Annotated in this window: 21 protein-coding genes; 11 read left to right on the forward strand and 10 right to left on the reverse strand. The window is 65.6% G+C overall.

The features are described from left to right. Nucleotides 1-163 precede the first annotated feature (163 nt). Nucleotides 164-2,455 carry a DUF1631 family protein gene (locus tag F1609_RS23395; RefSeq protein ID WP_167079059.1) on the forward strand — a complete coding sequence of 764 codons (2,292 nt, stop codon included), beginning with the start codon at nt 164-166 and terminating at the stop codon, nt 2,453-2,455. 6 nt (nt 2,456-2,461) lie between these two features. On the opposite strand, the gene ypfJ is transcribed toward F1609_RS23395, so the two are convergent. Further along, on the reverse strand, nt 2,462-3,349 hold the full coding sequence (gene ypfJ / locus F1609_RS23400) for a KPN_02809 family neutral zinc metallopeptidase (RefSeq protein ID WP_167079060.1): 888 nt from the start codon (nt 3,347-3,349) through the stop codon (nt 2,462-2,464). 120 nt (nt 3,350-3,469) lie between these two features. On the opposite strand from ypfJ, the gene F1609_RS23405 reads away from it, so the two are divergent. Then, on the forward strand, nt 3,470-3,901 hold the full coding sequence (locus F1609_RS23405; protein WP_167079061.1) for a hypothetical protein: 432 nt from the start codon (nt 3,470-3,472) through the stop codon (nt 3,899-3,901). 13 nt (nt 3,902-3,914) lie between these two features. Beyond that, on the forward strand, nt 3,915-4,664 hold the full coding sequence (locus tag F1609_RS23410) for a YdcF family protein (RefSeq protein ID WP_167079062.1): 750 nt from the start codon (nt 3,915-3,917) through the stop codon (nt 4,662-4,664). 44 nt (nt 4,665-4,708) lie between these two features. On the opposite strand, the gene F1609_RS23415 is transcribed toward F1609_RS23410, so the two are convergent. The 9 genes from F1609_RS23415 to F1609_RS23455 all read right to left on the reverse strand — a co-directional run bounded on the left by F1609_RS23415 (nt 4,709) and on the right by F1609_RS23455 (nt 15,063). After that, a complete protein-coding gene (locus F1609_RS23415; protein WP_167079063.1) occupies nt 4,709-5,497 on the reverse strand; it encodes a slipin family protein in 789 nt (262 codons plus the stop codon). Between the two features lie 2 nt (nt 5,498-5,499). Next, on the reverse strand, nt 5,500-6,924 hold the full coding sequence (locus tag F1609_RS23420) for an NfeD family protein (protein ID WP_167079064.1): 1,425 nt from the start codon (nt 6,922-6,924) through the stop codon (nt 5,500-5,502). Nucleotides 6,925-7,016: 92 nt separating this feature from the next. Then, nucleotides 7,017-7,856 (reverse strand): HDOD domain-containing protein, encoded by an 840-nt coding sequence (locus tag F1609_RS23425; RefSeq protein WP_167079065.1) that lies wholly within the window; start codon nt 7,854-7,856, stop codon nt 7,017-7,019. Nucleotides 7,857-8,019: 163 nt separating this feature from the next. Then, complete coding sequence (locus F1609_RS34755; protein WP_167079066.1) at nt 8,020-9,021, reverse strand: BON domain-containing protein; 1,002 nt, start codon at nt 9,019-9,021, stop codon at nt 8,020-8,022. Nucleotides 9,022-9,278: 257 nt separating this feature from the next. Beyond that, on the reverse strand, nt 9,279-9,926 hold the full coding sequence (locus F1609_RS23435) for a hypothetical protein (RefSeq protein WP_167079067.1): 648 nt from the start codon (nt 9,924-9,926) through the stop codon (nt 9,279-9,281). Beyond that, a complete protein-coding gene (locus F1609_RS23440; protein ID WP_229422014.1) occupies nt 9,919-10,620 on the reverse strand; it encodes a hypothetical protein in 702 nt (233 codons plus the stop codon). The genes F1609_RS23435 and F1609_RS23440 overlap by 8 nt, the downstream gene beginning before the upstream one ends. Before the next feature lie 132 nt (nt 10,621-10,752). Continuing rightward, nucleotides 10,753-12,471 (reverse strand): methyl-accepting chemotaxis protein, encoded by a 1,719-nt coding sequence (locus F1609_RS23445; RefSeq protein ID WP_167079068.1) that lies wholly within the window; start codon nt 12,469-12,471, stop codon nt 10,753-10,755. 219 nt (nt 12,472-12,690) lie between these two features. Beyond that, nucleotides 12,691-13,335, reverse strand: coding sequence for a hypothetical protein (locus F1609_RS23450; RefSeq protein WP_167079069.1), 645 nt, complete (start codon nt 13,333-13,335; stop codon nt 12,691-12,693). A 24-nt stretch (nt 13,336-13,359) separates the two neighbouring features. Then, nucleotides 13,360-15,063: a DUF8614 domain-containing protein gene (locus F1609_RS23455; protein ID WP_167079070.1), complete on the reverse strand. Its 1,704-nt coding sequence runs from the start codon at nt 15,061-15,063 to the stop codon at nt 13,360-13,362. A gap of 193 nt (nt 15,064-15,256) precedes the next feature. Between F1609_RS23455 and F1609_RS23460 the strand changes: the two genes are divergently transcribed. The 8 genes from F1609_RS23460 (at nt 15,257) to F1609_RS23495 (ending at nt 24,100) form a co-directional block, all read left to right on the forward strand. Then, a complete protein-coding gene (locus F1609_RS23460; protein ID WP_167079071.1) occupies nt 15,257-15,505 on the forward strand; it encodes a DUF1427 family protein in 249 nt (82 codons plus the stop codon). Beyond that, the gene (locus F1609_RS23465) at nt 15,502-17,349 is read left to right on the forward strand and encodes an amidohydrolase (RefSeq protein WP_167079072.1); all 1,848 of its coding nucleotides are present in this window, start codon (nt 15,502-15,504) and stop codon (nt 17,347-17,349) included. The genes F1609_RS23460 and F1609_RS23465 overlap by 4 nt, the downstream gene beginning before the upstream one ends. A gap of 34 nt (nt 17,350-17,383) precedes the next feature. Further along, entirely contained in the window at nt 17,384-18,067 is a 684-nt protein-coding gene (locus tag F1609_RS23470) for a hydrolase (RefSeq protein ID WP_167079073.1), read from the forward strand. A gap of 65 nt (nt 18,068-18,132) precedes the next feature. Beyond that, nucleotides 18,133-19,095 carry an alpha/beta fold hydrolase gene (locus F1609_RS23475; protein WP_167079074.1) on the forward strand — a complete coding sequence of 321 codons (963 nt, stop codon included), beginning with the start codon at nt 18,133-18,135 and terminating at the stop codon, nt 19,093-19,095. Then, on the forward strand, nt 19,092-19,784 hold the full coding sequence (locus F1609_RS23480; protein WP_167079075.1) for a YoaK family protein: 693 nt from the start codon (nt 19,092-19,094) through the stop codon (nt 19,782-19,784). Before F1609_RS23475 ends, F1609_RS23480 begins: the two co-directional genes overlap by 4 nt. Continuing rightward, the gene (locus F1609_RS23485; RefSeq protein WP_167079076.1) at nt 19,781-20,338 is read left to right on the forward strand and encodes a TMEM175 family protein; all 558 of its coding nucleotides are present in this window, start codon (nt 19,781-19,783) and stop codon (nt 20,336-20,338) included. Before F1609_RS23480 ends, F1609_RS23485 begins: the two co-directional genes overlap by 4 nt. Before the next feature lie 82 nt (nt 20,339-20,420). After that, entirely contained in the window at nt 20,421-23,471 is a 3,051-nt protein-coding gene (locus tag F1609_RS23490) for a sensor histidine kinase (protein ID WP_167079077.1), read from the forward strand. Beyond that, entirely contained in the window at nt 23,468-24,100 is a 633-nt protein-coding gene (locus F1609_RS23495; protein WP_167079078.1) for a response regulator, read from the forward strand. Before F1609_RS23490 ends, F1609_RS23495 begins: the two co-directional genes overlap by 4 nt. Nucleotides 24,101-24,115 lie beyond the last annotated feature (15 nt).

A 24,115-nucleotide genomic window follows, 5' to 3' on the forward strand; every position in this document is an offset into this window, starting at 1 on the left:
GGTCGCGAACAAGCATTGTAACTTAAGCATCTTAATTAAATAAATGCAACTGAACAGTGCACTCAAGCCAACTTTGTTGCTTTTATGCGCTATCATGGCTTTCAGACATCCGGATCCGCTCATCCATTTGAGCACAAAAAACGCCATGCAAATACCAAAAAGAGTGTTCCAACTTGCAAAACAGCCCGCACTGTCGGGTTTTAGCGTCCTCGCGGCCGACACCATCGCCAGGGCCGGCGCCACCCTCGACAAAGCCCTGCAAGGCAAGGGCACGGCCGACCTGCACCTGATGACCAACGCCCGCTACGTCCTGCGCCAGAACGCCGCGCGGCTACAAGAGCGCATGGAGCATCACTTCGCCAGCTACCTCGAGCGCGCCATGGACACCATGTACATGGACACCCGCGCCAGCATCGACGAGATCAGCGCCGAGAACCTGACCCTGATCGAGGACGATGTGGTCACCCGGCAAATCGAAATCGATCGCCTGGTGATGCGCCTGCGCGACGCCGACCAGCCCAGCCTCGGGCGCCTGAACCTGATGATTGCGCAGTTGCATGGCGACGGCGACGTGCGCGAGCGCGAAAACCCTTTCCGTCCCTACCTGCTGGCGCGCTCGCTGCACGAAGCGCTGCGCCAGTGCGTCGCGGACGAGGTGCAGTCGAAAGTGCTGTTCGACACCCTGTCGCTGGCGATGGTACATTGCCTGCAAGGATACTACGTTGCAATAGAAGAAGTGTTCGAATCGCGTGGAATTTCCACAAAATTGACCGCCCGCCCAACGGCGCTCACGCGCGCCCAGCGCGACCGGCTGGCCTGGCAAAAGGCGGCGGAACAGCTGATCGCCCACGGTCCCGCCAACGGGCGCGCTGTTGCGCCGGCAGCACACCCGTCCGCCCCGCCAGCCCAGCAAAAACAAGCGCGCATGATTCCTCAATTGCAACGCCTGATGCAGCAGCAACGGCAGGCGCCGGCGCTGCACGGCAGTTCCCTGTCCCAGCAGCCGCTGCCGGACTTGCAGGACATGGTGTGGAACGTTTTCAACCAGCCGAAAGCGGCTCGCCCGCCGCGCCACGCCCACGCGCCGGCCATGGCGGGCGATGCCGGCGGCAGGCCCAGCGCCCTGGAAGCGCAACTGAAACAATTGCAGCAGGCACGTCCGGCCCAGGCCGGCGCGCGGGCCGGCCGCGAGGCGCCCGCCCCGCTCGACCTGCGCGCCAGGCTGGCCGATGCCGCCAGCAGCGAGCCGGAGCGGGTCACGATCGACCTGGTCAGCCTGCTGTTCGAATCCATCGTGCACGACGAACAATTGCCGGAGAGCGTGCGCGGACAGCTCGGCCGCCTGCACGTGCCCTTCCTGCGCGCCGCCATGCAGGAACCATCGATGCTGCACGACGCCCAGCATCCGGCGCGCCGCCTGCTCGACCGGATCGGCACCGTGGCGACCGGCATCACGCCCGAGATGGCGTGCTATCCCGCGCTGGAACAGCAGATCGACACGGTGCTCGACGAGGTGCTGGAGCGCTTCGACACCGACGTGACGGCATTTGCCGACGCCCAGCGCCAGCTCGACCAGTTCGTGTCGGCATTGCTGCCGCGCAGCGACCTGGGCCTGGCGCGCTGCATCGACACCCTCGGCACGCTGGAAGCGGCCAGTGCGCGCCACAGCGATGCCACGACCGCGCTGGCGCCCCTGCTCGACCCGCTCGACCTCGACCCGCGCATCGGCAACTTCATTACCGGTATCTGGAGCCGGGTGCTGGCCCATCCCGCCAGCGAGGCGAGCGCCGGCCAGGCCATGCTGGCCGATCTGATCTGGAGTTCGCAGGAAAAAACCACCCTGGAAGACCGCGCCGTGATGGTCGGCATGCTGCCTGGCATGGTCAAACGGGTGCGCGAAGGGCTGGCTGCGGCCGGCATGGGCCAGGAAGCGGCCAAGGCCGCGCTCGACCAGCTGGTGATGGTGCACATGGATGTGCTGGGACAGCGCCAGCCGCCATCGGCGCGTCCCGCCACCCTGGCCCAGCTGCGCGCCCACTTCGCCGCCTTCGACGGGGTGCCGGAAGCGGGCCGTGACGCGGTCAGCATCGGCCACGAGCAGCTCGAAGCGGCGCTGGCGCAGCGCGGCATCCGCGCCGACCTGTACACCGATCCGGGCAAGAGTGCGGCGCGCGCCGCCGACGAACAAGAATGGCTGGGCATGGCGCTGCCGGGCGCCGGCTTCGAAATCGCCCTCGACGGGCGTTACGTGCCGGCGCGCCTGAATGCGGTGAGCCCGCGCGGCAGCCTGTATCTGTTTTCGGTCAAGGGGCAGGCCGCGCCCGCCACCTTCACCCGCGACGCCCTGCTGGCGGCAATGCAGGATGAAACCTTGCGCACGGTGGAACACGCGCCCGTGTTCGAGCGCGCGGTCGAGTCGCTGATGGCTGGCGCCGAAGCGCTCAGCAACGCCTGAGCTGTTTTACAGCTGGCGCGCGGCGAAGGTATCGCACTGCGCTACCTGGCCGTTGTCGAGGCCGCGCTTGAACCAGCGCGCGCGCTGTTCCGAGCTGCCGTGGGTAAACGAATCGGGCACCACATGGCCTTGCGACTGGCGCTGCAAGGCATCGTCGCCGATCGCCGTTGCGGCCTTGAGTGCGGCATCGACATCGCCCTGCTCCAGGATCGCGCGCGACTGGTTGGCGTGGAACGCCCATACCCCGGCGAAACAGTCGGCCTGCAATTCCAGACGCACCGACATCGCGTTCGCCTGTTTTTCGGTGCCGCGCTGACGCGCCTCGTCGACCTTGTCGGTCAGGCCCATGGAATGCTGCACGTGATGGCCGATTTCGTGGGCAATCACGTAGGCCTGGGCAAACTCGCCTTCGACCTTGAAGCGCTCTTCCATCAGCTGGAAAAAGCTCATGTCCAGATACACCTTGCGGTCGGCCGGGCAATAGAACGGCCCGGTCGCGCTGCTGCCCGCCCCGCAGGCGGTCTGGGTACGGCCCGAATACAGTTGCAGCGCCGGCTTCTGGTACGTGCCGCCCTGTTCACGGAACAACTTCGTCCACACATCTTCGGTATCGGCCAGCACCACGCGCACGAACTTCGAGCCGCGGTCGTTGGCCGGGACGCCCGGCGCCTGGCTCTGCTGTTGCTGCACCGCCTGCCCGCCACCGCCGCCGCTCATGATGTTCAGGATCGTCATCGGATTGACCCCGAAAATCCAGCCGCCTACCAGCGCGATGACGATCGAGCCGATCCCGACCGAGCGTCCGCCGAAGCCAAAACCGCCCCCGCCGCCGCCCCCGCCCGAACCGCGCACATCTTCCACGTTGTCGCTTTCGCGATTACCTTCCCATTTCATGTTCTGCTCCACAATGCATTTTGTTAATCTTATAATGACTTTACGCTGAAAGCCAATTTCCTGGCGCACACAGCGACGTTAACTGTTCGCCTTGCGCGACAACCTGCCCCGCCCGCACCCATGACCGAACCGTCCGCCTGCTTTCTCCTTGCCGCCGCCGGCCTCAGCGCCGCCGCGTCCGCCCTGCACCTTGCCTGCATCGCCGGCGGACCCGACTGGTACCGCGCCCTTGGCGCGGGCGAGCCGATGGCGCGCATGGCCGCGTCCGGCTCCTGGTATCCCGCCATGGTCACCGCCGCCATCAGCACCGTGCTGATGATCTGGGCCGCGTATGCGCTGGCGGGCGCCGGCGTGCTGCCGCGCCTGCCATGGATGCGCGCCATCCTGTGCGCCATCACCGCCGTGTATGTGGCGCGCGGACTGGCCTTTGTACCGATGATGTTGCTGATGCCCGGCCGCAGCCTGGTGTTCTGGGGCTGGAGCTCGGCCATCTGCATGGGCATCGGCATCGTGCATGTGCTCGGCGTGCGCCAGGCCTGGGCCTCGCTGTGAGGAAGCGGCGGCGATGATCGACATTGTGGTGCGCGTGCTGCTCATGCCACCGATGAGCCTGATCATGCTGATCCTGGCCGGCTACGCCCTGCGGCGGCGCTGGCCGCGCAGCGGGCGCGCCGTCAGCCGGCTGGGACTGGCCGCCCTGCTGGTGCTCTCGACCAGCGCCGGCTCGCTGCTGCTGGTGCGGCCGCTCGAACAACTGACCGCGCCGCTGGCCGACGCCCGTGCCAGCGGCGCCCAGGCGATCGTGGTGCTGGCGGCCGGCAACGTGCATGCCGCGCCCGAGTACGGCGGCGCCGACATTCCGGACGACATCGCCCTGCTGCGCCTGCGCTACGCGGCGCACCTGCAACACGCCACCAATTTGCCGCTGCTGGTGAGCGGCGGCAATGGCGAACCGGACAAAGGCATTCCGCCCAAGGCCGTCACCATGGCGCGCGCCCTGCGCGAGGACTTCCGCACGCCGGTGGCCTGGACCGAAGAGCGCTCGGCCGACACCACCCAGAATGCCATGTACAGCGCCGCCATGCTCAAGGCCGCCGGGGTACGGCGCGTGCTGCTGGTCACGCACGCCATGCACATGGCGCGCGCCGAGCGCGCCTTCCGCGCCGCCGGCCTGGACGTGGTGCCGGCGCCGACCATGTTCTATTCGCGCAGCACGCTGTCGCCGCTGATGTTCGTGCCCGGCTGGAGCGGCATGTTCCGCTCGTACTACGCCACCCACGAGTGGATCGGCCTGGCGTGGCAGCGCCTGCACTGAGCGGCCCGCGCACGCCTTGACTGGCCGCCTGGCGCGCCAGCGTCTCAGCCGGCGGACGGACTGTCGCGCGCCCGCTCGAGCAGCCCGCCCAGCATCTCCAGCGGCAGTGGAAACACGATCGTCGTGCTCTTGTCGCTGGCCAGGGTGCCCAGGGTTTGCAGGTAGCGCAGCTGCATTGCGCCCTGCTGCCGCGCCAGCACGTTGGCCGCCTGCATCAGCTTTTCGGACGCCTGCAATTCGCCTTCCGCATGGATGACCTTGGCGCGCCGCTCGCGTTCGGCTTCCGCCTGGCGGGCGATGGCGCGCACCATCGATTCATCCAGGTCGACATGCTTGATTTCGACATTGGCCACCTTGATGCCCCAGGCGTCGGTCTGGGCGTCGAGCACCTGCTGGATATCGATGTTGAGCCGCTCGCGCTCGGCCAGCATGTCGTCGAGCTCATGCTTGCCGAGCACCGAGCGCAGGGTGGTCTGCGCCAGCTGGCTGGTCGCTTCCATGAAGTTGGCAACCTGGATGATGGCGCGCTCCGGGTCGATCACGCGGAAGTACAGCACGGCATTGACCTTGACCGAGACATTGTCGCGCGAGATCACATCCTGCTTGGGCACGTCGAGCACGATGGTGCGCAGGTCGACCCGCACCATTTGCTGCAGCACGGGAATGAGCAGGATCAGCCCCGGTCCCTTGACCGCCCAGAAACGCCCCAGCTGGAACACCACGCCGCGCTCGTACTCGCGCAAGATGCGCACCGACAATGCCAGCAGCATCAGCAACAGGAACAGCAGGAAAAACACCAGCGTGCGGATACCTAACCCGAGACCATCGTCCATCGTTATTCTCCTTTGTTGATATGGTTGGGATTGGCATGGGCGACAGGACCATGGTCGGCAGGGACGACCTCCAGCCGCGCCCCCTTGCGCCCCAGCACGCGCACCGTCTGCCCGGGGCGCAGGGCAACGCCGCTGTCCACGCGCCAGGTTTCGCCGTTGACGTTGGCCCAGGTGTCGCCCCCGCTGGCGCCAATGACTTCGGCAAGGCTGCCGACCAGCGCGTTCGGCCCGCCCGCCAGCGCGCGCCGCCGCGTGCCGAGCGCCACCGCGCCCATGCCCGCCACCAGCAGCGCGCTGGCAATCGCCAGCGGCACCACCAGCGCGACCGGCACGCCGTAGCCGGCCAGGTCGGTGTCGACCAGGATCAGGGCGCCGGCCACGAAAGCGGCAATACCGCCCAGCCCGAGCACGCCGAAGCTGGGCAGGAAGGCTTCTCCCGCCATGAATGCCAGACCCAGCAGGATCAGCCCAAGCCCGGCGTAGTTGAGTGGCAGCAGGTGCAGGCCGTACAGCCCCAGCAGCAGGCAGAGGGCGCCCACCACGCCGGGCGCGACCGCACCGGGACTCATGAATTCGAACAGCAGGCCGTAGATGCCGATGCTCATCAGGATCAGCGCGACCGAGGGTTCGGAAATCACGCCCAGCAGCCGGTTGCGCCAGTCGGGATGGGCGGCGTGCAGCGGCGCCCCGCGCGTGTGCAGGGTGCGCGTTCCCGCGTCCGGCCGGTCCAGTTTGATGTGGCGGCCATCGACCAGGCCGAGCAGCGCCGGCACATCGCTGGCGACATGCTCGATCACGCGGCTCCCGAGCGCGGCGGCGGCCGGCACGCTGAGCGCGTCGCGCACCGAGCGCTCGGCCCAGTCGGCATTGCGTCCGCGCAGTTCGGCCAGCGCGCGGATGGACGCGGCGGCGTCGTTGACCTGCTTGCGGACCATCGGCGTGGCGGACTGCGCATCTTGCGGGCGCGCGCCGCCGTCAGCGGGCCGGCCCAGTGGCACCGGCGTGGCCGCGCCCACGTTGGTGCCGGGCGCCATGGCGGCGATGTGGCCGGCCATCAGGATGAAGGTGCCGGCGCTGGCCGCGCGCGCGCCCGATGGCGCCACGTACACCGCCACCGGCACCGGCGACGCGAGGATGGCCTTGACGACCACGCGCGTCGACGTGTCCAGCCCGCCTGGCGTGTCGAGTTCGATGATGACCAGCTGATGCCCGTCTTGCGCGGCGCGGGCAATGCCGCGCGCGAGATAATCGGCGCTGGCCGGGCCGATGGCGCCATCGACCGTGAGCACGGTCACCGGCGCCAGGGCGGCGGTGGACGGCGTCCACAGCAAGAGAAAGAGAAAGATGGCGCACGCGATCAGCGCGCGCAGCAGGGCCAGCGGTCCAGGACCGGCAACAGCCAACCAAGCATGCGCAATGCGCTTCATCGCTCCCCCCGGCAAGGGACGGGTGTCCCGCCTTGCCTGGGGTTAGAAGCTGCGCGCGCGCTTTGGTTCCGTGGATTTGAAGAAGAAGCGGTTTAAACGAGCAGTGCCGCGCTCATCGATTTGACTTCGTCGGCCGACTCGTCCAGGATCGATTGCAGGGTATCGTTGTCGATGACGAAGTCGAGCACCGAATCGGCGTGCTCCGGCAACGGCTCGTCGGCCACGCCCAGCGGCGAACGCACGGGCGCGAACTGATTGGCCAGCAACAGGGTGTCGAGCAGGGTGCTCGGCGGCATGGTGAGCCAGCCATCGCGCAGGGCCAGGATGGCCTGGGTGACGGTGTCGGGAATCGCCAGCTTTTTCAGCACTTCGCGGCTGACGACTTCCTCGCACAACTCCGCCCATTTTTCGGGATCGTCATCGAGCAGGCCCGGAAATTCATCGGCGCGCGAGAGCAGGTAAAAGCCGCCCACCTCGTGCACGATGGCGGCGAACATGGCGGTGTCGGGATTGACAAACGTCACCCGCCGCGCCAGCACCTGGGCCAGCGCCGCCACGTGGGCGGTATGTTCCCACAGCTGCTGGGCCTTGGCGCGCAGCACCGGATCGACGATGCGGCTGCCGAACTGGCGCACTACCAGGCTGGCGACCAGGGTCTGCAAGCTGCGGTAGCCCACCCGCATGACGGCGGCGCGCACATTCGTGATCGGGGTGTCGCCATTGCGGTTGAAAGCGGCCGAGTTGGCCAGCGCGACGGTGCGCGCGGCCAGTTGCGGCTCGCCCAGCACCAGCTTGATGGCGTCTTCAATATGGCAGTCGGGATTGTCGAGTGCGAGTTGCAGGCGCAAGGCGGCGTTCACGCTGGTGGGGAGGGTAATCTCCCCGCGTGCGGCTTGCGCGGCAATATATCCAAAGGCTTCTAGTCTGTTCACAGGAAAATTATACAGTGGGGCGGGGCAGACACGATGGATTGCAGAAACAAAGCCCCGCGCAGTGCAGCAATGCAACACAATCGCATTGTCGCACCGCACGGGGCCGCTGTTTCCGCCGGCCGGGCCCGCTGTGCGCGGGTCCGGCCCCGGTGTCAAGCTCGGTTTACTTGACCTTGATCGCGCTCTTGACCGAGGTCACGCCATCGACGCTCTTGGCCAGGCGCACGGCTTTCTCGGCATCGGCCTTGGAATCGACGAAGCCGCTCAGCATGACCACCCCTTTTTCGGTTTCGACGTGGATCGCCATCGATTTCAGTTCCGGCTCCTTGAAGATGTCGGCCTTGACCTTGGTGGTGATGACGGAATCGGCCACGACAGCACCGGTTTTATCGGCGGCGCGGTCCATCTTAGGCGCCATGGTATCGGCGGCGCGCTCGGTCTTGTCGGCCATGGTATCGATCGCGCGTTCGGTCTTGGCAGCGATGGCAGCGCCGGCGGCGCGGGTTTTGTCGGCGGCGTTCTCGACCGCGTTGGCGGTGCGCTGGCCGGCCGTGTCGGCAGCCATGTCGGTACGGTTGGCAACGGCGCCGGCGGTGGTGGCGGTGCGGTTGTTGTTATCGACCAGGCAGCCGGTGTTCGGGCTGCCCGCTACCTGGGCGCATTTGTCCACGGCGGCCGCTTTGGTGGCGTCGCTGGTGGTGGTGCGGGTGACCGGGCTCATGGTATCGGTGGTGCCGGCGCTGGCGACCTGGATATTGCGGTCCGCCTTGACGTCGGCCAGCGCAGCGGTATGGACCGCGCGCGCATTGCTCATGCAGCTGTCTTTTTCGGCGCCGGCCGCGTCGGCGCATTTGACCTTGGCCAGCGAGTAATCGGCATTGGCCAGGTCGGTGCGGGCCTTGGTGCGACCTTTGACGGTGTTGTTGTAATCGGTCAGGGCGGCCAGGTCGGCGCGCGCGCGCACGACTTTGGCTTCTTCGGTGCACACTTTGCGGGCGTTACCGCTCATGTCCTTGCACTGCGCAGCGGCGAGCTTGTAGTCGGCGTCGGCCTTTTGCGTCATCGTGCGGTAAGTCGCGGTATCGGGCTTGGCCTCGGCGGCATAGGCGCTGGCGAAAGCGGCGCTGAGGGCGGTGGCAAGCAATGTGGCGACGATAGGTTTCATGATGAGGTCCCTTTAAATGTATGGTTGTTGGTAGACGGATTTAACATCCTAACCATGCACAACATCTGTGCGACAACGTACATACGGGCATAAAAGGACTATCGATATCTGTTTAATCCCTCATCGGCTTGGGCACCAGCAACATCTGTGCGACAACGTACATACGGGCATAAAAGGACTATCGATATCTGTTTAATCCCTCATCGGCTTGGCACCAGCAACATCTGTGCGACAACGTACATACGGACCTAAAAGGACTATCGATATCTGTTCAATCGCTCATCGGCCTGGGCAAACAGATTCTCGTTGGCATCTTGTGGCCCTTCGGCAATGGCGCGCTCGAGCAGGGCGACGGTGTCGTGCTTGGGCTCGCGAAAACGGGTGCGCACGCGCAGCATTTCGTTGACCAGCGCCGTGTAGCGTTCAGGGTGGTAGCGCGCGATCCAGGCCACGGCGGTCATGTCGGCGTAGGCTTCCTCGGTGCGGACGCGGCGCGCGAACCAGTCGCGCACGGGCCCGATCCAGGCCACCACAGGCAACAGTTTTTCGTTGTGGGGAAAGCCGTTCAGGCGGCGGTGGCAGTGGCCGACTTCATGCATCGCCGCGCCGGCCAGAAACGTGTCGAGCAGCTCGGGCGCGATCATCGAACTGAGCTTGTCGGCGGTTGGATTATTGCTGGCCGAAACGATCAGGGTGCAGCGGCCATTCTCGCTGGCCAGCCCGACCGGCGTGTGGCCCGGCAAACCGTTGCCGTCGACGATGTCCAGGTCGATCGGCATGCCCTGCGCCCGGCCGTAGGCGACCGCTTCGGTGGCGGCGGCGATCCACTGGGCTTCGGTGGCGGGAGCGGCCGCGGCCGTGGAAGCGGCCAGCGCCATCAGCACGGCAAGCGCCAGCTTATTCATCGTTGAGCAACCCGGCTTGCCACAGGGTCACGGCGTCATCGAACGGGGTGGCGCCACGGCCGAAGCCGTCGGCGTTTTTCGCCAGCCTTACCCAGGTGCGGGTATCGTGGCCGCTGCGCTCGACCGGCACCGCGTCGCGCAGGGTCGACAGCCAGGCGTACACGCGGCCGTACTCGGCCGGATGCTGGCGCTGCACCCACGACAGCGCGACCAGGTCGGCAAAGCCTTCTTCGCGCCGCATCTCGCGCATGGCTTTCGATTCGGCCAGCAAGGTGCCGTCCTGGGCCTGCTCGTCGCCGGTTTCGACGAAGCCGGCCGGCAGGGCATGCCACACGCCCTGCACATAACGCCAGCAATGACCGATCTCGTGCGCCGCCATGGTTTCGATCAGCAGCGCGCGCTCGGCTTCCGGCACGGTCTTAAGAATGTTTTCGGCATCGGGGTTGCCGCGCATCGACAGCACCAGCTTGCAGCGGCCGTCGACAAAGCCCATCGCCAGCGGCACATCGCCGGGACGGGCTTTTGGTTGCACGGTGATATCAATTGGCAAGTTAATACGTTGCGAATACGCCAACACGGGAGCGGCGGCGTTGAGCCAGCGCGTTTCCAGCTCGGTCAGGGCTGCGCCAGCGGTGGCGGCAGCGGGAATCAGGGTGATACCAGCGAGCAGGACGGTCAAAAGTTGCTTGAACATGGCGTTTCCTCAAGAGGTCTATAAGTGCCTAAGAGCAATAATATAGACCTCTGGAACGCTTTGGGGAAAATATCTTTCCTTGTGGAAAATTCTCAACATGGCGCTATGTCAAGCTAGCGCTAGCGCAAACAATCAGAACGTTTCCCACTCGTCAGCAACAGTTTTCTCCGTGGCAATCTTGCGTTGCGGCGCTGCCGGGGTGCGCGCCAGCGCCCTGCCCTTGGCTGCCGGTTTGGCCGTCACCGGGGTTTTCACCCGTGCCGGCGGCGTGGCGCGCACGCTGCCTTCGGCCAGCACGAACACGCCCACCACTTCGGTCAGCGAGGCCGCCTCGTCATTGAGCGAGGAAGCCGCCGCTGCCGCCTGCTCGACCAGCGCGGCGTTCTGCTGGGTTGCCTGGTCCATCTGGCCGATCGCCTGGTTCACCTGTTCGATACCGGTCGTCTGTTCCTGGCTGGCCAGGCTGATTTCGGCCATGATATCGGTGACCCGTTTCACGCTGGAAACGATCTCCTGCATCGTGCTGCCGGCCTGGTCCACCAGACGCGCACCGGCGTCGACCCGCTCGACCGAATTGCCGATCAGGGTCTTGATCTCTTGCGCCGCCGCCGCCGAACGCTGGGCCAGGTTGCGCACTTCCGACGCCACCACCGCGAAACCACGGCCCTGCTCGCCCGCCCGGGCCGCTTCCACCGCCGCGTTCAGGGCCAAAATATTCGTCTGGAAAGCAATGCTGTCGATCACGCCGATGATGTCGACGATCTTTTTCGACGACTCGTTGATCGAGGCCATCGTATCGACCACCTGCGAGACCACCGCGCCGCCCTTGACCGCCACCTCGGAGGCCGACAGCGCCAGCACATTGGCCTGGCGCGCATTGTCGGCATTCTGGCGCACAGTGCTGGTCAGCTCTTCCATCGCGGACGCGGTTTCTTCCAGGGTGCCGGCCTGGCTTTCGGTACGGGCCGACAAATCCAGGTTGCCGGCCGCAATTTCGGACGAAGCGGTGGTGATCGTGGCCGTGCCGGCCCGTACCTGGGCCACGATGGCCACCAGGCTGTCGCGCATGCCTTTCATGGCGAACAGCAGGCTGCTGTTGTCGCCGTGCACAGTGTCGATCTGGACCGCCAGGTTGCCGGCGGCAATGCTGCTCACCACATTGGCCGCGTAATCGGGCTGGCCGCCAAGCTGGCGCAGCAGGCCGCGGCTGATATACCAGGCCGCCACCGAACCGACCGCCACCGCAATCGCGCACAGCAGCGTCATCCACAGCAGGAAGGAACTGGCCAGGTGCGAGGCGTTGTCGGCCTGCACGCCGGTCATCTTTTCTTCCAGGTCGATCAGGCGGTTGATGCTGGCCAGCCAGCCCACAAAAGCCGGAGCCGCCTGCTTGGCCAGCAACTCGTTGGCCTCGGGCAGCTTGTCGGCCAGGCGCAGCGCGATCACGTTGGCGATCAGCGGCATGGTTTTGTTTTCGCTGTCCTTGATGCCGGCCAGCGCGGATTTTTCCTCGGCGGTCGCATTCGGGTTCTCGACCAGCGCGTCGAGCGGCGCGGCCGAGCGCGCATAGTTGTCGGCCAGTTGCTTGATCAGGTCCAGGTGCGGCCGGGCGGCCGCGGCGTCGGCCGCCAGCACCACATCGCGCAGCGCGATGGCGCGGTCGTGCACGCTGCCACGGAAATTGATCGCGTAGCGCTGCTTGACGTTATTGACCTTGTTGATCTGATTCAGGCTCGCTTCAATGCTGCCCACGCGCGTAATCGCCATCGCCGACAGCAGCACGATCAGCAAAAACACGCCGCCAAAGCCCACCGCCAGGCGGCGTCCGATGCTCATTCCAGAAGTATTCATGTCTCGCTCGCGAAAGTTATATAAGTGCCATGTGGCAACACTTATAAACTCTAGCACGGGCGCGGGTGCGCACACTCGCGCTTCTTCAAATCCGAGCGGATGTTCGCTTTAATCAGCGCTAAAACAAGGAAAACCCCGCGAATGCGTGGTTTTCCTGTCTGGACACAACGCCATGATTGGCGTTTCATTCATGCACGGGTGAATTGAACAATCCCGATGCTAACGGCCGTCCCACCAGAGTTCCGGATCGACGCCGACCGGCAGGCCCTCGACCCTGTAATTGTCGAGCCGGCCTCCCTCCATCAAACAGTAGCGGCAGTGATAGTCAGTGTATTCGCGCTTGCAAAACCGTTCAAGGTCCCTGATCGCTGTTTCCAGCCTGGCGATGTTGATCTCGTACGCCTCGGTCGGCGTTCTCGCGTCAAAAGAAAAGGGCAGCCATGCGTCGCTATGCGGAAATATCTCAAATTTCCTGAAACGGAAATGGACGTCGATACTGAGCAATCGTTCGTGGGTAGATAATTTTCCCTTGTCGCCGATCAATCGTGTCAACCCGTTGATATTGATGATCGAAGGAAATATATCGTTCCGCAGATGCTGCTGGCGCCTGACTTCCTCCATGACCAACTGATCGAAGCGTGCTCCCGGCTTGTACGCGACATCGACATATTCCTCATGATGCCGGCTCCCCGTCTCTCTAGCGTGCCAGTTCAGACAGCGGATTTGCGACGGGATGAACAATTCTCTCTCGCTCAATAAGGCAATGCACGGATCGAGTTTACCCAGCAATTGCATGAAATCGGCTGCCTGGTCGCCGCTCCAGGGCGATTCAAACGGCACCAACTCGTAAGTCCAATTAGCCATTGGATAAACTGATCTGTTCATCATTTATCGCGCAAGCAGGCTCGCCGCCGTGGTAAACGCCGGACGAATATCGTTCGGCACCGCTTTCATCTTGTCGAGCGCTTTCTGCACGTCCGGCCGGATCACCACGTACTTGGCCATCATGTCCTTGGCGCGCGCATAATCGCCGGTCGCCTCAATGGTCAGAAACTCGCGATTCAAGTCGATCACCGCCTGCTTGATCTTCTTAAAATCCACCGAAAACGTGCCATCGCCGTGCGACACGAAGCCGCCCTTGTCGAGCAGGTAATTGAGCTGAATCGCCATGCCGCGCGCGTGCGAATCGGTCAGCCCGAAATGCAAGGTGCGAAATGCCGACGCCAGGAAGGTGTTATACAGCTTGCGCTCGGCCAGCTCGCCTTGTCCCAGCGTGTCTTTCAACTGCCCCTTGTCCATCATGTACGCCAGCGCCCACAGGCCGGCCATGTCGGCCTTGGCTTCCTCGATGGTCGAATACGCGTCTTTCAAATCCTGGCGCGGGGTCGATGGCTTGCCGTCCTGCACGGTCGCGTGCGGTCCCAGCCCGTGCGTGATCTCGTGCGCCAGGATATGCGTGAAGAAGGAATCGAAATCGAGGTCTTTTTGCGCGTCCGGACGCAGTACCAGCCTGGTGATCGGCGTGAGCGTCGACTTGAACTTCGCTTCCTGGATATTTTTCAGCATCACGCGCTTGGAACCGCGTTGACTGATGATGCGCTCGTCGTTCGGCAGGTTGTAGGCGGCAGTCTGCACGCCCATATTGCCGTCGCCCGCGCCATACACCTGGTTCACCACCACCATGGGCGCGAGCGCACCGACTTTGGGATTGCGGTACTGCTTGTCGAGCGGGAGATTGTCTTCCAGTTCCTGCATGTGTTTACTGAAGAAATCGAGCTTGCGGGTTTCTTTCTCGTCACGGATATTTACATACGCTTCGAAGGCCGCCTTGTAGCCGAACAATTCATCGTTATACGTTTCGTACGGGCCGATGGTGATGTCGACCGGCGAATCGAGGTCCATCCACGCAAAGTCGGACGCCAGGTAATCGTTCGACAAGAACGCATCGGCGCGCAGGGTCAGGAATTTCTTCAGCGAGGCGTTGTCGGTGGACGCCGCCGCTTCGCGCAGCAGTTTGGCCAGTTGTTCCAGCTCGGCCTTGTATTCCTCGGCATAGGTCACCGTCTTGAACTTGCCCTCGGCGCCATGGCGAATGGTGGTGAAGAACCACTGCGCCTGTTCCTTGTCTTTTGGTGCGAGCGCGTTCATCCACGCTTCCAGCGAGGCTTTGCTCGCGCCTTCGGGATAAAAATTGGCGCCTTCCGGTTTCTTGGACGGGATCGTCATGCCCGCGTACGTGGCAGGCATGAACGAATTATTACCGTCGAGAATCGACCATGGACCCTTGTTCAGCCAAAAATAATCCAGCCGCGCCTTGCCGAGGGCGCTTTTATCCTTTTTGAGCGCGCTCCACAGGGCTTCGTTGTGCGCCCAGCGCTGGCGCAGCTGCAGGGTGTCGATGATCTTGGCCGCCTCGATCAGTTTGACGATGGCGGCTTTGTCGCCCTTGGACAGGGCCGCCGTGTCGGCGCGCAGGTCAACCGGCGCATAGCGCTTGGCCATCTGCTTCAGTTGCGCCACATTGGCGGGTTGCCCGGCGGCGTGAGCGGCGCCGGCCAGCAGCAGGAAGACGGGAAGGATAAGTTTTTTCATGGGACCTTGGAGAAGATAGGTAGCCGCCCCCCGCCCCCACCCCGTCGTTCCCGCGCAGGCGGGAACGACGTGTAGTGGCGGTTCGAACGGCGTGGCAAAAACAGCATCCTGATTCTATCCCGCCCGCGTCCCGCATTCCATACTCGATATGACAGGCCCACCATCCGGCCCTGCGAATATGAAGGAGTAAGCAATGTATCTGATGTCGATCGGAGCCGGCGTGCTGGTAGGGATCATCTACGCGCTGATCAACGTGCGCTCGCCCGCGCCGCCAGCCATCGCACTGTTGGGCCTGCTTGGAATGCTGATCGGTGAACAGATGGTCCCCATCGCCAAGCGCGTCATCGCCGGCGAACCTTTAAGCATCACCTGGTTCAAAACCGAATGCGCCCCAAAAATCACCGGCCTGCAAGCCCCGGCCAACGACAAGGAAAATGCATGAGCGCCTCCCTGATCCTCATCAACGGCCGTTTCCATACCACCGACCGTGCCAACCCGATCGCCGACGCGGTCGCCATCGCCGACGAGCGCTTTCTCGAAGTGGGCGACGTCGAAGACGTCATGCGCCACCGCGGCCCCTCTACCCAGGTCATCGACCTGGCCGGGCGCACGGTCATTCCGGGCCTGAACGACTCGCACATGCACCTCATCCGCGGTGGCTTGAACTACAACCTGGAGCTGCGCTGGGAAGGCGTACCCTCGCTGGCCGACGCCATGCGCATGCTGCGCGAACAGGCCGAACGCACGCCGTCGCCGCAATGGGTGCGCGTGGTGGGCGGCTGGTCCGAATTCCAGTTCGCCGAAAAGCGCATGCCGACCATCGAAGAACTTAACGCCGCCGCCCCCGACACGCCGGTCTTCGTGCTGCACCTGTACGACCGCGCCCTGCTCAACGGCGCCGCGCTGCGGGCGGTCGGCTACACCCGCGACACGCCCAACCCGCCCGGCGGCGAGATCGTGCGCGACGCCGCCGGCAACCCGACCGGCATGCTGATCGCCCGTCCCAACGCGATGATCCTGTACGCCACCCTGGCCAAAGGGCCTGCGCTGCCGCTCGAACACCAGGTCAACTCCACCCGCCAGTTCATGCGCGAACTCAATCGCCTGGGCGTGACCAGCGTGATCGACGCCGGCGGCGGCTTCCAGAATTTCCCCGACGATTACGCCATCGTCGACCAGCTCGCGCGCGACAAGCAGCTCACCGTGCGCATCGCCTACAACCTGTTCACCCAGAACAAGGGCGCCGAACTGCAGGACTTCCAGGCCTGGACCAGATTGATCAAGCCGGGCGACGGCAGCGACTACTACCGCCACAACGGCGCCGGCGAAATGCTGGTGTTCTCGGCTGCCGACTTCGAAGACTTCCTCGAACCGCGTCCGGAACTGGCGGCCGGCATGGAAGACGAACTCGAAAAAGTCGTGCGCCACCTGGTCGAACAGCGCTGGCCGTTCCGCCTGCACGCCACCTACGACGAATCGATCTCGCGCATGCTCGACGTGTTCGAAAAAGTCAACCGCGACATTCCCTTCGACGGCCTGCGCTGGATGTTCGACCACGCAGAAACCATCACCCCGCGCAATATCGACCGCGTGCGCGCGCTCGGCGGCGGTATCGCCATCCAGCACCGCATGGCCTTCCAGGGCGAATATTTCGTCGAGCGCTATGGCGCCGAAGCGGCCCGCCACACCCCGCCGATCGCCCGCATGCTGGAAGCCGGCGTGCCGGTCGGCGCCGGCACCGACGCCACCCGCGTGGCCAGCTACAACCCGTGGACCGCGCTGTACTGGCTGGTGTCCGGGCGCACCGTCGGCGGCTTGCGCCTGTACGGGGCCGACCAGCAGATGCCGCGCGCCACCGCGCTCGAACTGTGGACCTCGGGCAGCGCCTGGTTCTCGAGCGAGCAGCACCAGAAGGGCCGCATCAAGGCCGGCCAGCTGGCCGACCTGGCGGTCCTGTCGGGCGACTTTTTCAGCGTGGCGGAAGATGACATCAAGACGCTCGAATCGGTGCTCACGGTCGTCGGCGGCAACGTGGTGTACGGCGCGGGCGACTTTGCCCCGCTGGCGCCGCCCGCCATTCCGGTGCTGCCCGACTGGTCGCCCGTGAACGCCTACGGCGGCCATTACCGGCCCGCCGCCAACACCCGCAGCGCGCTGCCGCATTTGTGTGCCGGATCGTGCGGCGTGCATGGCCATTCGCATGGCATCGCCCGCAAGTCGGCTATTCCCGTCACCAGCCACACCGGCTTCTGGGGCGCGCTCGGCTGCAGCTGCTTCGCGTTCTGACCGGCCCCATTTTTCAACCCAAGGAGTGCATTACATGAATCCGAAACTCGACGTCCTGACCCCGCAAAACTCGCAACTGATCTTCATCGACCACCAGCCGCAGATGGCCTTCGGCGTGCAGTCGATCGACCGCCAGGTCCTCAAGAACAACACGGTGGCGCTGGCCAAGGCCGCCAGGGCCTTCAACATCCCGACCGTGATCACCACCGTCGAAACCCAGGCGTTTTCGGGCCACACCTACCCGGAACTGCTGGACGTGTTCCCCGGCCAGAAAATCCTCGAGCGCAGCTCGATGAATTCGTGGGACGACCAGAAGGTACGCGATGCATTGAAAGCCAACGGCCGTAAAAAGGTCATCGTGGCCGGCCTGTGGACGGAAGTGTGCAACAACAGCTTCGCGCTGTGCGCCATGGCAGAAGGCGACTACGAAATCTACATGGTGGCCGATGCATCCGGCGGCACCTCGAAGGAAGCGCACGACTACGCCATGCAGCGCATGATCCAGGCCGGCGTGGTGCCGGTGACCTGGCAGCAGGTCATGCTGGAGTGGCAGCGCGACTGGGCGCACCGCGAAACCTACGACGCCGTGATGGCGATCGTGAAGGAGCACTCGGGCGCGTACGGCATGGGCGTCGACTACGCCTACACCATGGTGCACAAGGCCGCTGAACGCGCCACCGGCGAGCACGAAGTGCTGGCGCCGGTGCCTGCCAGGTAATTCCATCATCGCCGCCGCTCCCGCGCGCGCAAAGCGGCGGCGCTAACGACAACAAGAAAGCCATCATGTCCACCAACGAGAACCCGAAAACCCTGTCGCGCCGCGCAGCCATCACCGCCGGCGCTTCGCTGGCCGCCGCCATTCCGCTGGCCGCCATCACCACCGGCGCCCAGGCCGCGCCCGCCGCCGCCATCAAGCGCAGCGCCAGCACCATCACCACCAAAGACGGCGTCGAACTGTATTACAAGGACTGGGGCAGCGGCCAGCCGGTCGTGTTCTGCCACGGCTGGCCCTTGAACAGCGACAGCTGGGAATCGCAGATGTTCCACCTTGCGAACAACGGTTTCCGCGTCATCGCCCACGACCGCCGCGGCCACGGCCGTTCCAGCCAGCCCTGGACCGGCAACGACATGGACCACTACGCCGACGACCTGGCCCAGGTCATCGAGGCGCTGGACCTGAAGAACGCCATCCTGATCGGCTTTTCGACCGGTGGCGGCGAAGTGGCCCGCTACGTCGGCCGCCACGGCACCAGGCGCGTCGCCAAACTCGGCCTCATCTCCGCCGTGCCGCCGCTGATGCTCAAAACCGCCGACAACCCGGGCGGCCTGCCGATCGAGGTCTTCGACGGCATCCGCGCAGCCTCGGTCAAGGACCGCTCGCAGTTCTACCTCGACCTGGCCTCCGGTCCGTTCTACGGCTTCAACCGCCCGGGCGCCAAAGCCTCGCAAGGCCTGATCAACGCCTGGTGGATGCAGGGCATGATGGCCGGCCACAAGAACACCTACGACTCAATCAAGGCGTTCTCCGAAACCGACTTCCGCGCCGACCTGAAAAAATTCGACAAGCCGACCCTGGTCATCCACGGCGCCGACGACCAGATCGTGCCAATCGACGCCGCCGGCAAGGCCTCGGCCGCCATCGTCAAGCACGCCAAGTTGATTATCTACCCTGGCGCCCCGCACGGACTGACCGACACCCACAAGGACCAGGTCAACGCCGACATTCTCGCCTTCGCCAAATCGTGACCCCCGACCAGCGCAACCGCCTCCGCAGCATCGACATGGGCTTCCTGGCGGGCTATGTGGACACCCTGGGCTTCGTCGCCCTGTTCGGATTGTTCACCGCCCATGTCACCGGTAACTTCGTGCTGATCGGGGTTGCGCTGGCCGATGCCTCCAAGGCCTCGATCCTGCTCAAGTTCCTGGCCTTCCCCGCCTTCATCGCGGGCATCGCCATGGCGCGCCTGCTGATTCTGGCCTGCGACAAGCGCCAGTGGCCGGCCCTGAAACTGGCCCTGCTGCTGCAAGTGGTCCTGCTGGCCGGCTTCATGCTGGCCGGGATGGCCGCCGCGCCCATCGGCGACACCGCCTCTGCCCTGGCCATGGCGGCGGGCCTCCTGGGCACCGCCGCCATGGGCGCGCACAGCGCCAGCAGCCGCCTGCTGCTGGCCCAACTGGCGCCCACCTCGATGATGACCGGGAACGTGACCCAGGTTGTCATCGACAGCATCGACGTGCTGCGCGGCGCCGGCGACGCCGCCACCAGCGCGCGCTGCGGCAAATTCTTCTGGCCCCTGCTCGCTTTTGCCATCGGCGCCATCGCCGCCGCCTTTGCCTTCATGGCCTTCGGCTTCATCGCCCTGATCGTCCCGATCGCCATTTTGTGCGCCGAAATGGCGCTGCCCGAGCCGCAGCCAGGCGAGGGAGGCGCATGAACAAGGTGCGCCTGGAAGCGTTCAGCGATGGCGTCATCGCCATCATCATCACCATCATGGTGCTGGAGCTGAAAACCCCGCACGGACCGGCGCCGCACGACCTGGCGCCGGTGCTGCCGGTGATGCTGCGCTACCTGCTCAGTTTTATCTACGTGGGCATCTACTGGATTAACCACCACTACCTGTTCGACAAGGTGCACAAGGTCGACGGCGTGGCCATGTGGGCCAACCTGCACCTGCTGTTCTGGATTTCGCTGATCCCGTTCGTGACCGCGTGGGCCGGCGAGCACCCGTTCGATTCGGTCCCGGTAGCCATGTACGGCGTGGTGCTGCTGATGTGCTCCATCGGCTTCGTGGTGCTCGACGAAGTGCTGCGCCGGCGCGGCGCCATGCACAGCGGCCCGGCGCGCCCGAGCTGGATGGAGCGCAAGAACCTGGCGTCGATGCTGCTGTACGCGCTGGCGATCCCGCTCGCGCTGTGGTACGCGCCGGCCGGCTCCGCCGTACACGTGATCGTCGCCCTGCTCTGGCTGCGCCCGCGCGCGCCAGCTTGAGCCGATGGCGCCGGTGGTATCATCGCGCGCCATGAACAGCGACTCGCCGAGCTGCCCGCCCGGCGCACAGGACCAACACCGTATGACATCGCACCCCATGTTCCGCCTGGCCGCCCTGGTGCTGGCGAGCGCCCTGGGCGCCGCCGCGCAGGCGCAGGTGCGCTCGCTCGACCATCTGGAGCACCGGCGCTGGGTTGCGGCCGACGGCGGCCCGAGCCAGGTCGGCGCCATGGCCCAGACGCGCGACGGCTACCTGTGGCTCGGCACCAATGAATCGCTGTTCCGCTTCGACGGCGTGCGTTTCGTGCGCTACGAAGCGCCCGGCCTGAACACACTCAATATCGTCGCCTCGCTGCTGGCGGTGGACGACGAACTGTGGGTCGGCCTGCGCTTCGGCGGCGTGCGCGTGATCGGCCCGGGCGGCATGCGCGAACACCTGCCCGGTCCCAACCTGCCCGAAGGCGCCATCTACAGCCTCGCGCGCGACAGCGCCAGGGCGATCTGGGTCGCCGCCGACGACGGCTTGGCGCGGTACGACGGCACACACTGGGAACGGATCGGCTCCGGCTGGGGCTTCCCCGGTAAAAAAGCCCGCGCGGTGTTCGTCGACGGCGGCGGCACGCTGTGGGCCGCCAACGAAAACCGCCTCCTGTATCTGCCCAGGGGCGAACGCCGTTTCGTCGACAGCGGCCTGGCGGTGGACTGGGCCGGCCAGATCGCGCAGGCGCGCGACGGCGCCATCTGGCTCGCGGAGCGCTACAGCGGCAAGATCCATCGCGTGCTGCTGCTCGATGGCCACCTGAGCACCGGATCACTTACCATCGAGACGCCGGCCATCGGCCTGCTGTTCGACCGCAGCGGCAGCCTGTGGATCAGCACCACCGGCAGCGGCGTGCAGTACGTCGCCAACCCGGCCAGCATTAACGCCGTCAACACGCGCACCACCTTTTCGGCGCGCGATGGCTTGAGTTCGGACTTCATCTGGAAGATGCTCGAAGACGCCGAAGGCAACCTCTGGGTCGGCAGCAACGGGGGCCTGGACCGCTTCCGCGAGCGCGCACTCATGCCCGCCGGTTTTCCGGCCGGCTCGCTCAACTTCGCGCTGGCCGCCGGCAACGACGGCAGCCTGTGGGCCGGTCCCAGCAACCGGCCCGCCATGCGCCTGATGGATGGCGCCATGGACGTGCTGGACATGCCGGCGCCGGTGTCGTGCGCCATGCGCGATCTTGATGGCGCCATCTGGATGGGCGGCCCGTCCGGCATCTGGCGCTCGCGCGGTGCGCGCCTTGAAAAATTTGCCGGCCTGCCGCCGGCCGCGCTGGCCGAATCGTCGGTACGGGCGATGGCGCGCGACGCCGGTGGCGACCTGTGGGTCTCGTTCAACCGGCTTGGCCTGTTCCGCCTGCACGACGGCGTGTGGATCGCCACGCCGCCGCCCTCGCCCTCGGCCAACCAGCGCATGCCGGTGTCCGCCTCGGCCGACGCCAGCGGGCGCCTGTGGTTCGGCTACCGCGACAACCTGCTGGTCACCCGCGACGGCGATGGTGAAAAAGCCAGTGAAAAGCGCTGGGGCGAGGCGGACGGCATGACCCTCGGCCACGTCACCGCCATCACCCATCACGGCCAGCGCACCTGGGTCGGCGGCCAGCGCGGCATCGGCTACATCGACGGCCAGCGCTACCAGGCATTGCGCTTGCCCGACAATGGCCTGTTCGCCAACATCTACGCCATCATCGTGGTGCCGGCCAGGGATGGGCGCGGCGACGACCTGTGGGTGCATTCGCGCTCGGGCATCTTCCAGCTGACCGCCGCCGAAATGGCGCGCGCGTATGCCGATGCGAGCTACCGCATCGGCTACCGCTCGTACGACTTGATGGGCGGGCTGGCCAACGACCCGTACCAGGTACTGCCGCTGCCGACGGCGGTACGCAGCCGCGACGGGCGGCTGTGGTTCTCGACCAGCAGCGGCGTGGCCTGGATCGATCCGGACCGGCCCCACCCTGTACAGGCCGGGCCCAGGGTGCTGATCGAGTCGGTCCATGTGGACGGCGTGCATGCGGCCAGCGGCGCGCCCACCACCCTGGCCGCCGGCACCCAGCGCATCGCGATCGACTACACGGCCCTGAGCCTGTCCGCGCCCGAGCGCCTGAACTTCCGCTACCGGCTCGATGGTTACGACGCGGGCTGGCAGGATGCGGGACGCCAGCGCCAGGCCGTCTACACCGGCCTCGGTGCGGGCACATACCGCTTCCGCGTGGTGGCGCACAACCAGGATGGGCTGCCCAGCACGCGCGAAGCCGTGTTCGAATTCCGCATTGCGCCGGCGCTGTACCGCCAGCCGCTGTTCTTGCTGCTGGCAGGCGCGCTCGGCTTCGGCGCCTTGTGGATGCTGTACCGGTTCAATATGCGGCGCGCTAGCGCGCGCCTGTGCGAACGCATCGAGGAGCGCCACAGCGAACGCGAACGCATCGCGCGCGACCTGCACGACACCTTGCTGCAAGGCGTGCATGGATTGATTTTACGCTTCCAGGCGATCGTCTACACCATCCCGGCCGGCAGCCCGGCGCGCCACAGCCTGGAAGAAGCGCTCGACCGCGCCGACCAGGTGCTGATCGAAGGGCGCGACCGGGTGCGCGACCTGCGCATCGGCGCGGTCGACCTGAGCGAACTGCACGACGCCTTGCACAAGCTGGGGACCGAACTCGAACAAAAAGGCGGCGCGCGCTTTGCGCTGACCGTGCGCGGCACGCCGGCGCAATTACGCCCGCTGGTGCGCGACGAGGTGTACCAGGTCGGGCACGAGGCGATCGTCAACGCCTTCCGCCACGCGCATGCGCTGCACGTAGCGGTCGATATCGATTACGGCGCGCGCCTGTTCCGCATGACGGTCGGCGACGATGGACTGGGCATCGACGCCAGCTACAGGACGCCGCAGGGACGCCCGGACCACTGGGGCTTGCGCGGCATGCACGAACGGGTGGCGCGCATCGGCGCGCAACTGGTGATCGACAGCGACCCGGCGCGCGGCAGCGAAATCCGGCTCGGCATCAGGGCGCAGCTGGCCTACCGGCGCGCGCCGCGCCGCCTGTTCGCATGGCTGCGCACCAAAAACGATAAAAGGGGAGAACAATGAATCCTGAAACGCCACCCATCCGGGTGCTGGTGTGCGACGACCATCCGATGATGCGCGAAGGGATCGCCGCCGTCATCGCCAGCCAGCCCGACATGTGCCTGGCCGGCGAAGCGGGCGACGGGCGCGAGGCGGTGGCGCAGTACCGCGCGCTCCAACCCGATGTGGCCTTGATCGACATCCAGATGCCGGACATGAACGGGATCGAAGCGATCCAGGCGATCCGCGCCGAATTCGCGCAGGCGCGCATCGCGGTGCTGACCACCTACCGGGGCGACGCGCGCGCGCTGCAAGCGATCCGCTCGGGCGCGCAGGCCTACCTGCTCAAGAGCGCCCTGCGCAAGGAACTGACCGAGGCGATCCGCGCGCTGGCGGCCGGCAAGCGCTATTTTCCGGCGGAGATCGCGGCCGAACTGGCCAACCATCTGGGCCAGGAACGCCTGACCCCGCGCGAGGTGCAGGTGCTGCAACTGATCGCGCGGGGACACAGCAACAAGCAGGTGGCGGGCGAGCTGACGCTGTCGGAAGATACGGTCAAGGGGCACCTGCGCAATATCATGGACAAGCTGGGGGCGAACAACCGCACGCACGCGGTGACGATTGCGATCGAACGCGGGTTTATCGGCTTGTAGGAGGCCAACGGGCGT

It is taken from the genome of Massilia aquatica, assembly GCF_011682045.1.
Taxonomy (GTDB): domain Bacteria; phylum Pseudomonadota; class Gammaproteobacteria; order Burkholderiales; family Burkholderiaceae_D; genus Telluria_A; species Telluria_A aquatica.

Coding starts and splice junctions, on each gene's coding strand:
- ypfJ (WP_167079060.1), bottom strand. CDS start 3,349: ATGAAATGGGAAGGTAATCGCGAAAGCGACAACGTGGAAGATGTGCGC.
- F1609_RS23405 (WP_167079061.1), top strand. CDS start 3,470: ATGACCGAACCGTCCGCCTGCTTTCTCCTTGCCGCCGCCGGCCTCAGC.
- F1609_RS23410 (WP_167079062.1), top strand. CDS start 3,915: ATGATCGACATTGTGGTGCGCGTGCTGCTCATGCCACCGATGAGCCTG.
- F1609_RS23415 (WP_167079063.1), bottom strand. CDS start 5,497: ATGGACGATGGTCTCGGGTTAGGTATCCGCACGCTGGTGTTTTTCCTG.
- F1609_RS23420 (WP_167079064.1), bottom strand. CDS start 6,924: ATGAAGCGCATTGCGCATGCTTGGTTGGCTGTTGCCGGTCCTGGACCG.
- F1609_RS34755 (WP_167079066.1), bottom strand. CDS start 9,021: ATGAAACCTATCGTCGCCACATTGCTTGCCACCGCCCTCAGCGCCGCT.
- F1609_RS23435 (WP_167079067.1), bottom strand. CDS start 9,926: ATGAATAAGCTGGCGCTTGCCGTGCTGATGGCGCTGGCCGCTTCCACG.
- F1609_RS23440 (WP_229422014.1), bottom strand. CDS start 10,620: ATGTTCAAGCAACTTTTGACCGTCCTGCTCGCTGGTATCACCCTGATT.
- F1609_RS23445 (WP_167079068.1), bottom strand. CDS start 12,471: ATGAATACTTCTGGAATGAGCATCGGACGCCGCCTGGCGGTGGGCTTT.
- F1609_RS23450 (WP_167079069.1), bottom strand. CDS start 13,335: ATGGCTAATTGGACTTACGAGTTGGTGCCGTTTGAATCGCCCTGGAGC.
- F1609_RS23455 (WP_167079070.1), bottom strand. CDS start 15,063: ATGAAAAAACTTATCCTTCCCGTCTTCCTGCTGCTGGCCGGCGCCGCT.
- F1609_RS23460 (WP_167079071.1), top strand. CDS start 15,257: ATGTATCTGATGTCGATCGGAGCCGGCGTGCTGGTAGGGATCATCTAC.
- F1609_RS23465 (WP_167079072.1), top strand. CDS start 15,502: ATGAGCGCCTCCCTGATCCTCATCAACGGCCGTTTCCATACCACCGAC.
- F1609_RS23470 (WP_167079073.1), top strand. CDS start 17,384: ATGAATCCGAAACTCGACGTCCTGACCCCGCAAAACTCGCAACTGATC.
- F1609_RS23475 (WP_167079074.1), top strand. CDS start 18,133: ATGTCCACCAACGAGAACCCGAAAACCCTGTCGCGCCGCGCAGCCATC.
- F1609_RS23485 (WP_167079076.1), top strand. CDS start 19,781: ATGAACAAGGTGCGCCTGGAAGCGTTCAGCGATGGCGTCATCGCCATC.
- F1609_RS23490 (WP_167079077.1), top strand. CDS start 20,421: ATGACATCGCACCCCATGTTCCGCCTGGCCGCCCTGGTGCTGGCGAGC.
- F1609_RS23495 (WP_167079078.1), top strand. CDS start 23,468: ATGAATCCTGAAACGCCACCCATCCGGGTGCTGGTGTGCGACGACCAT.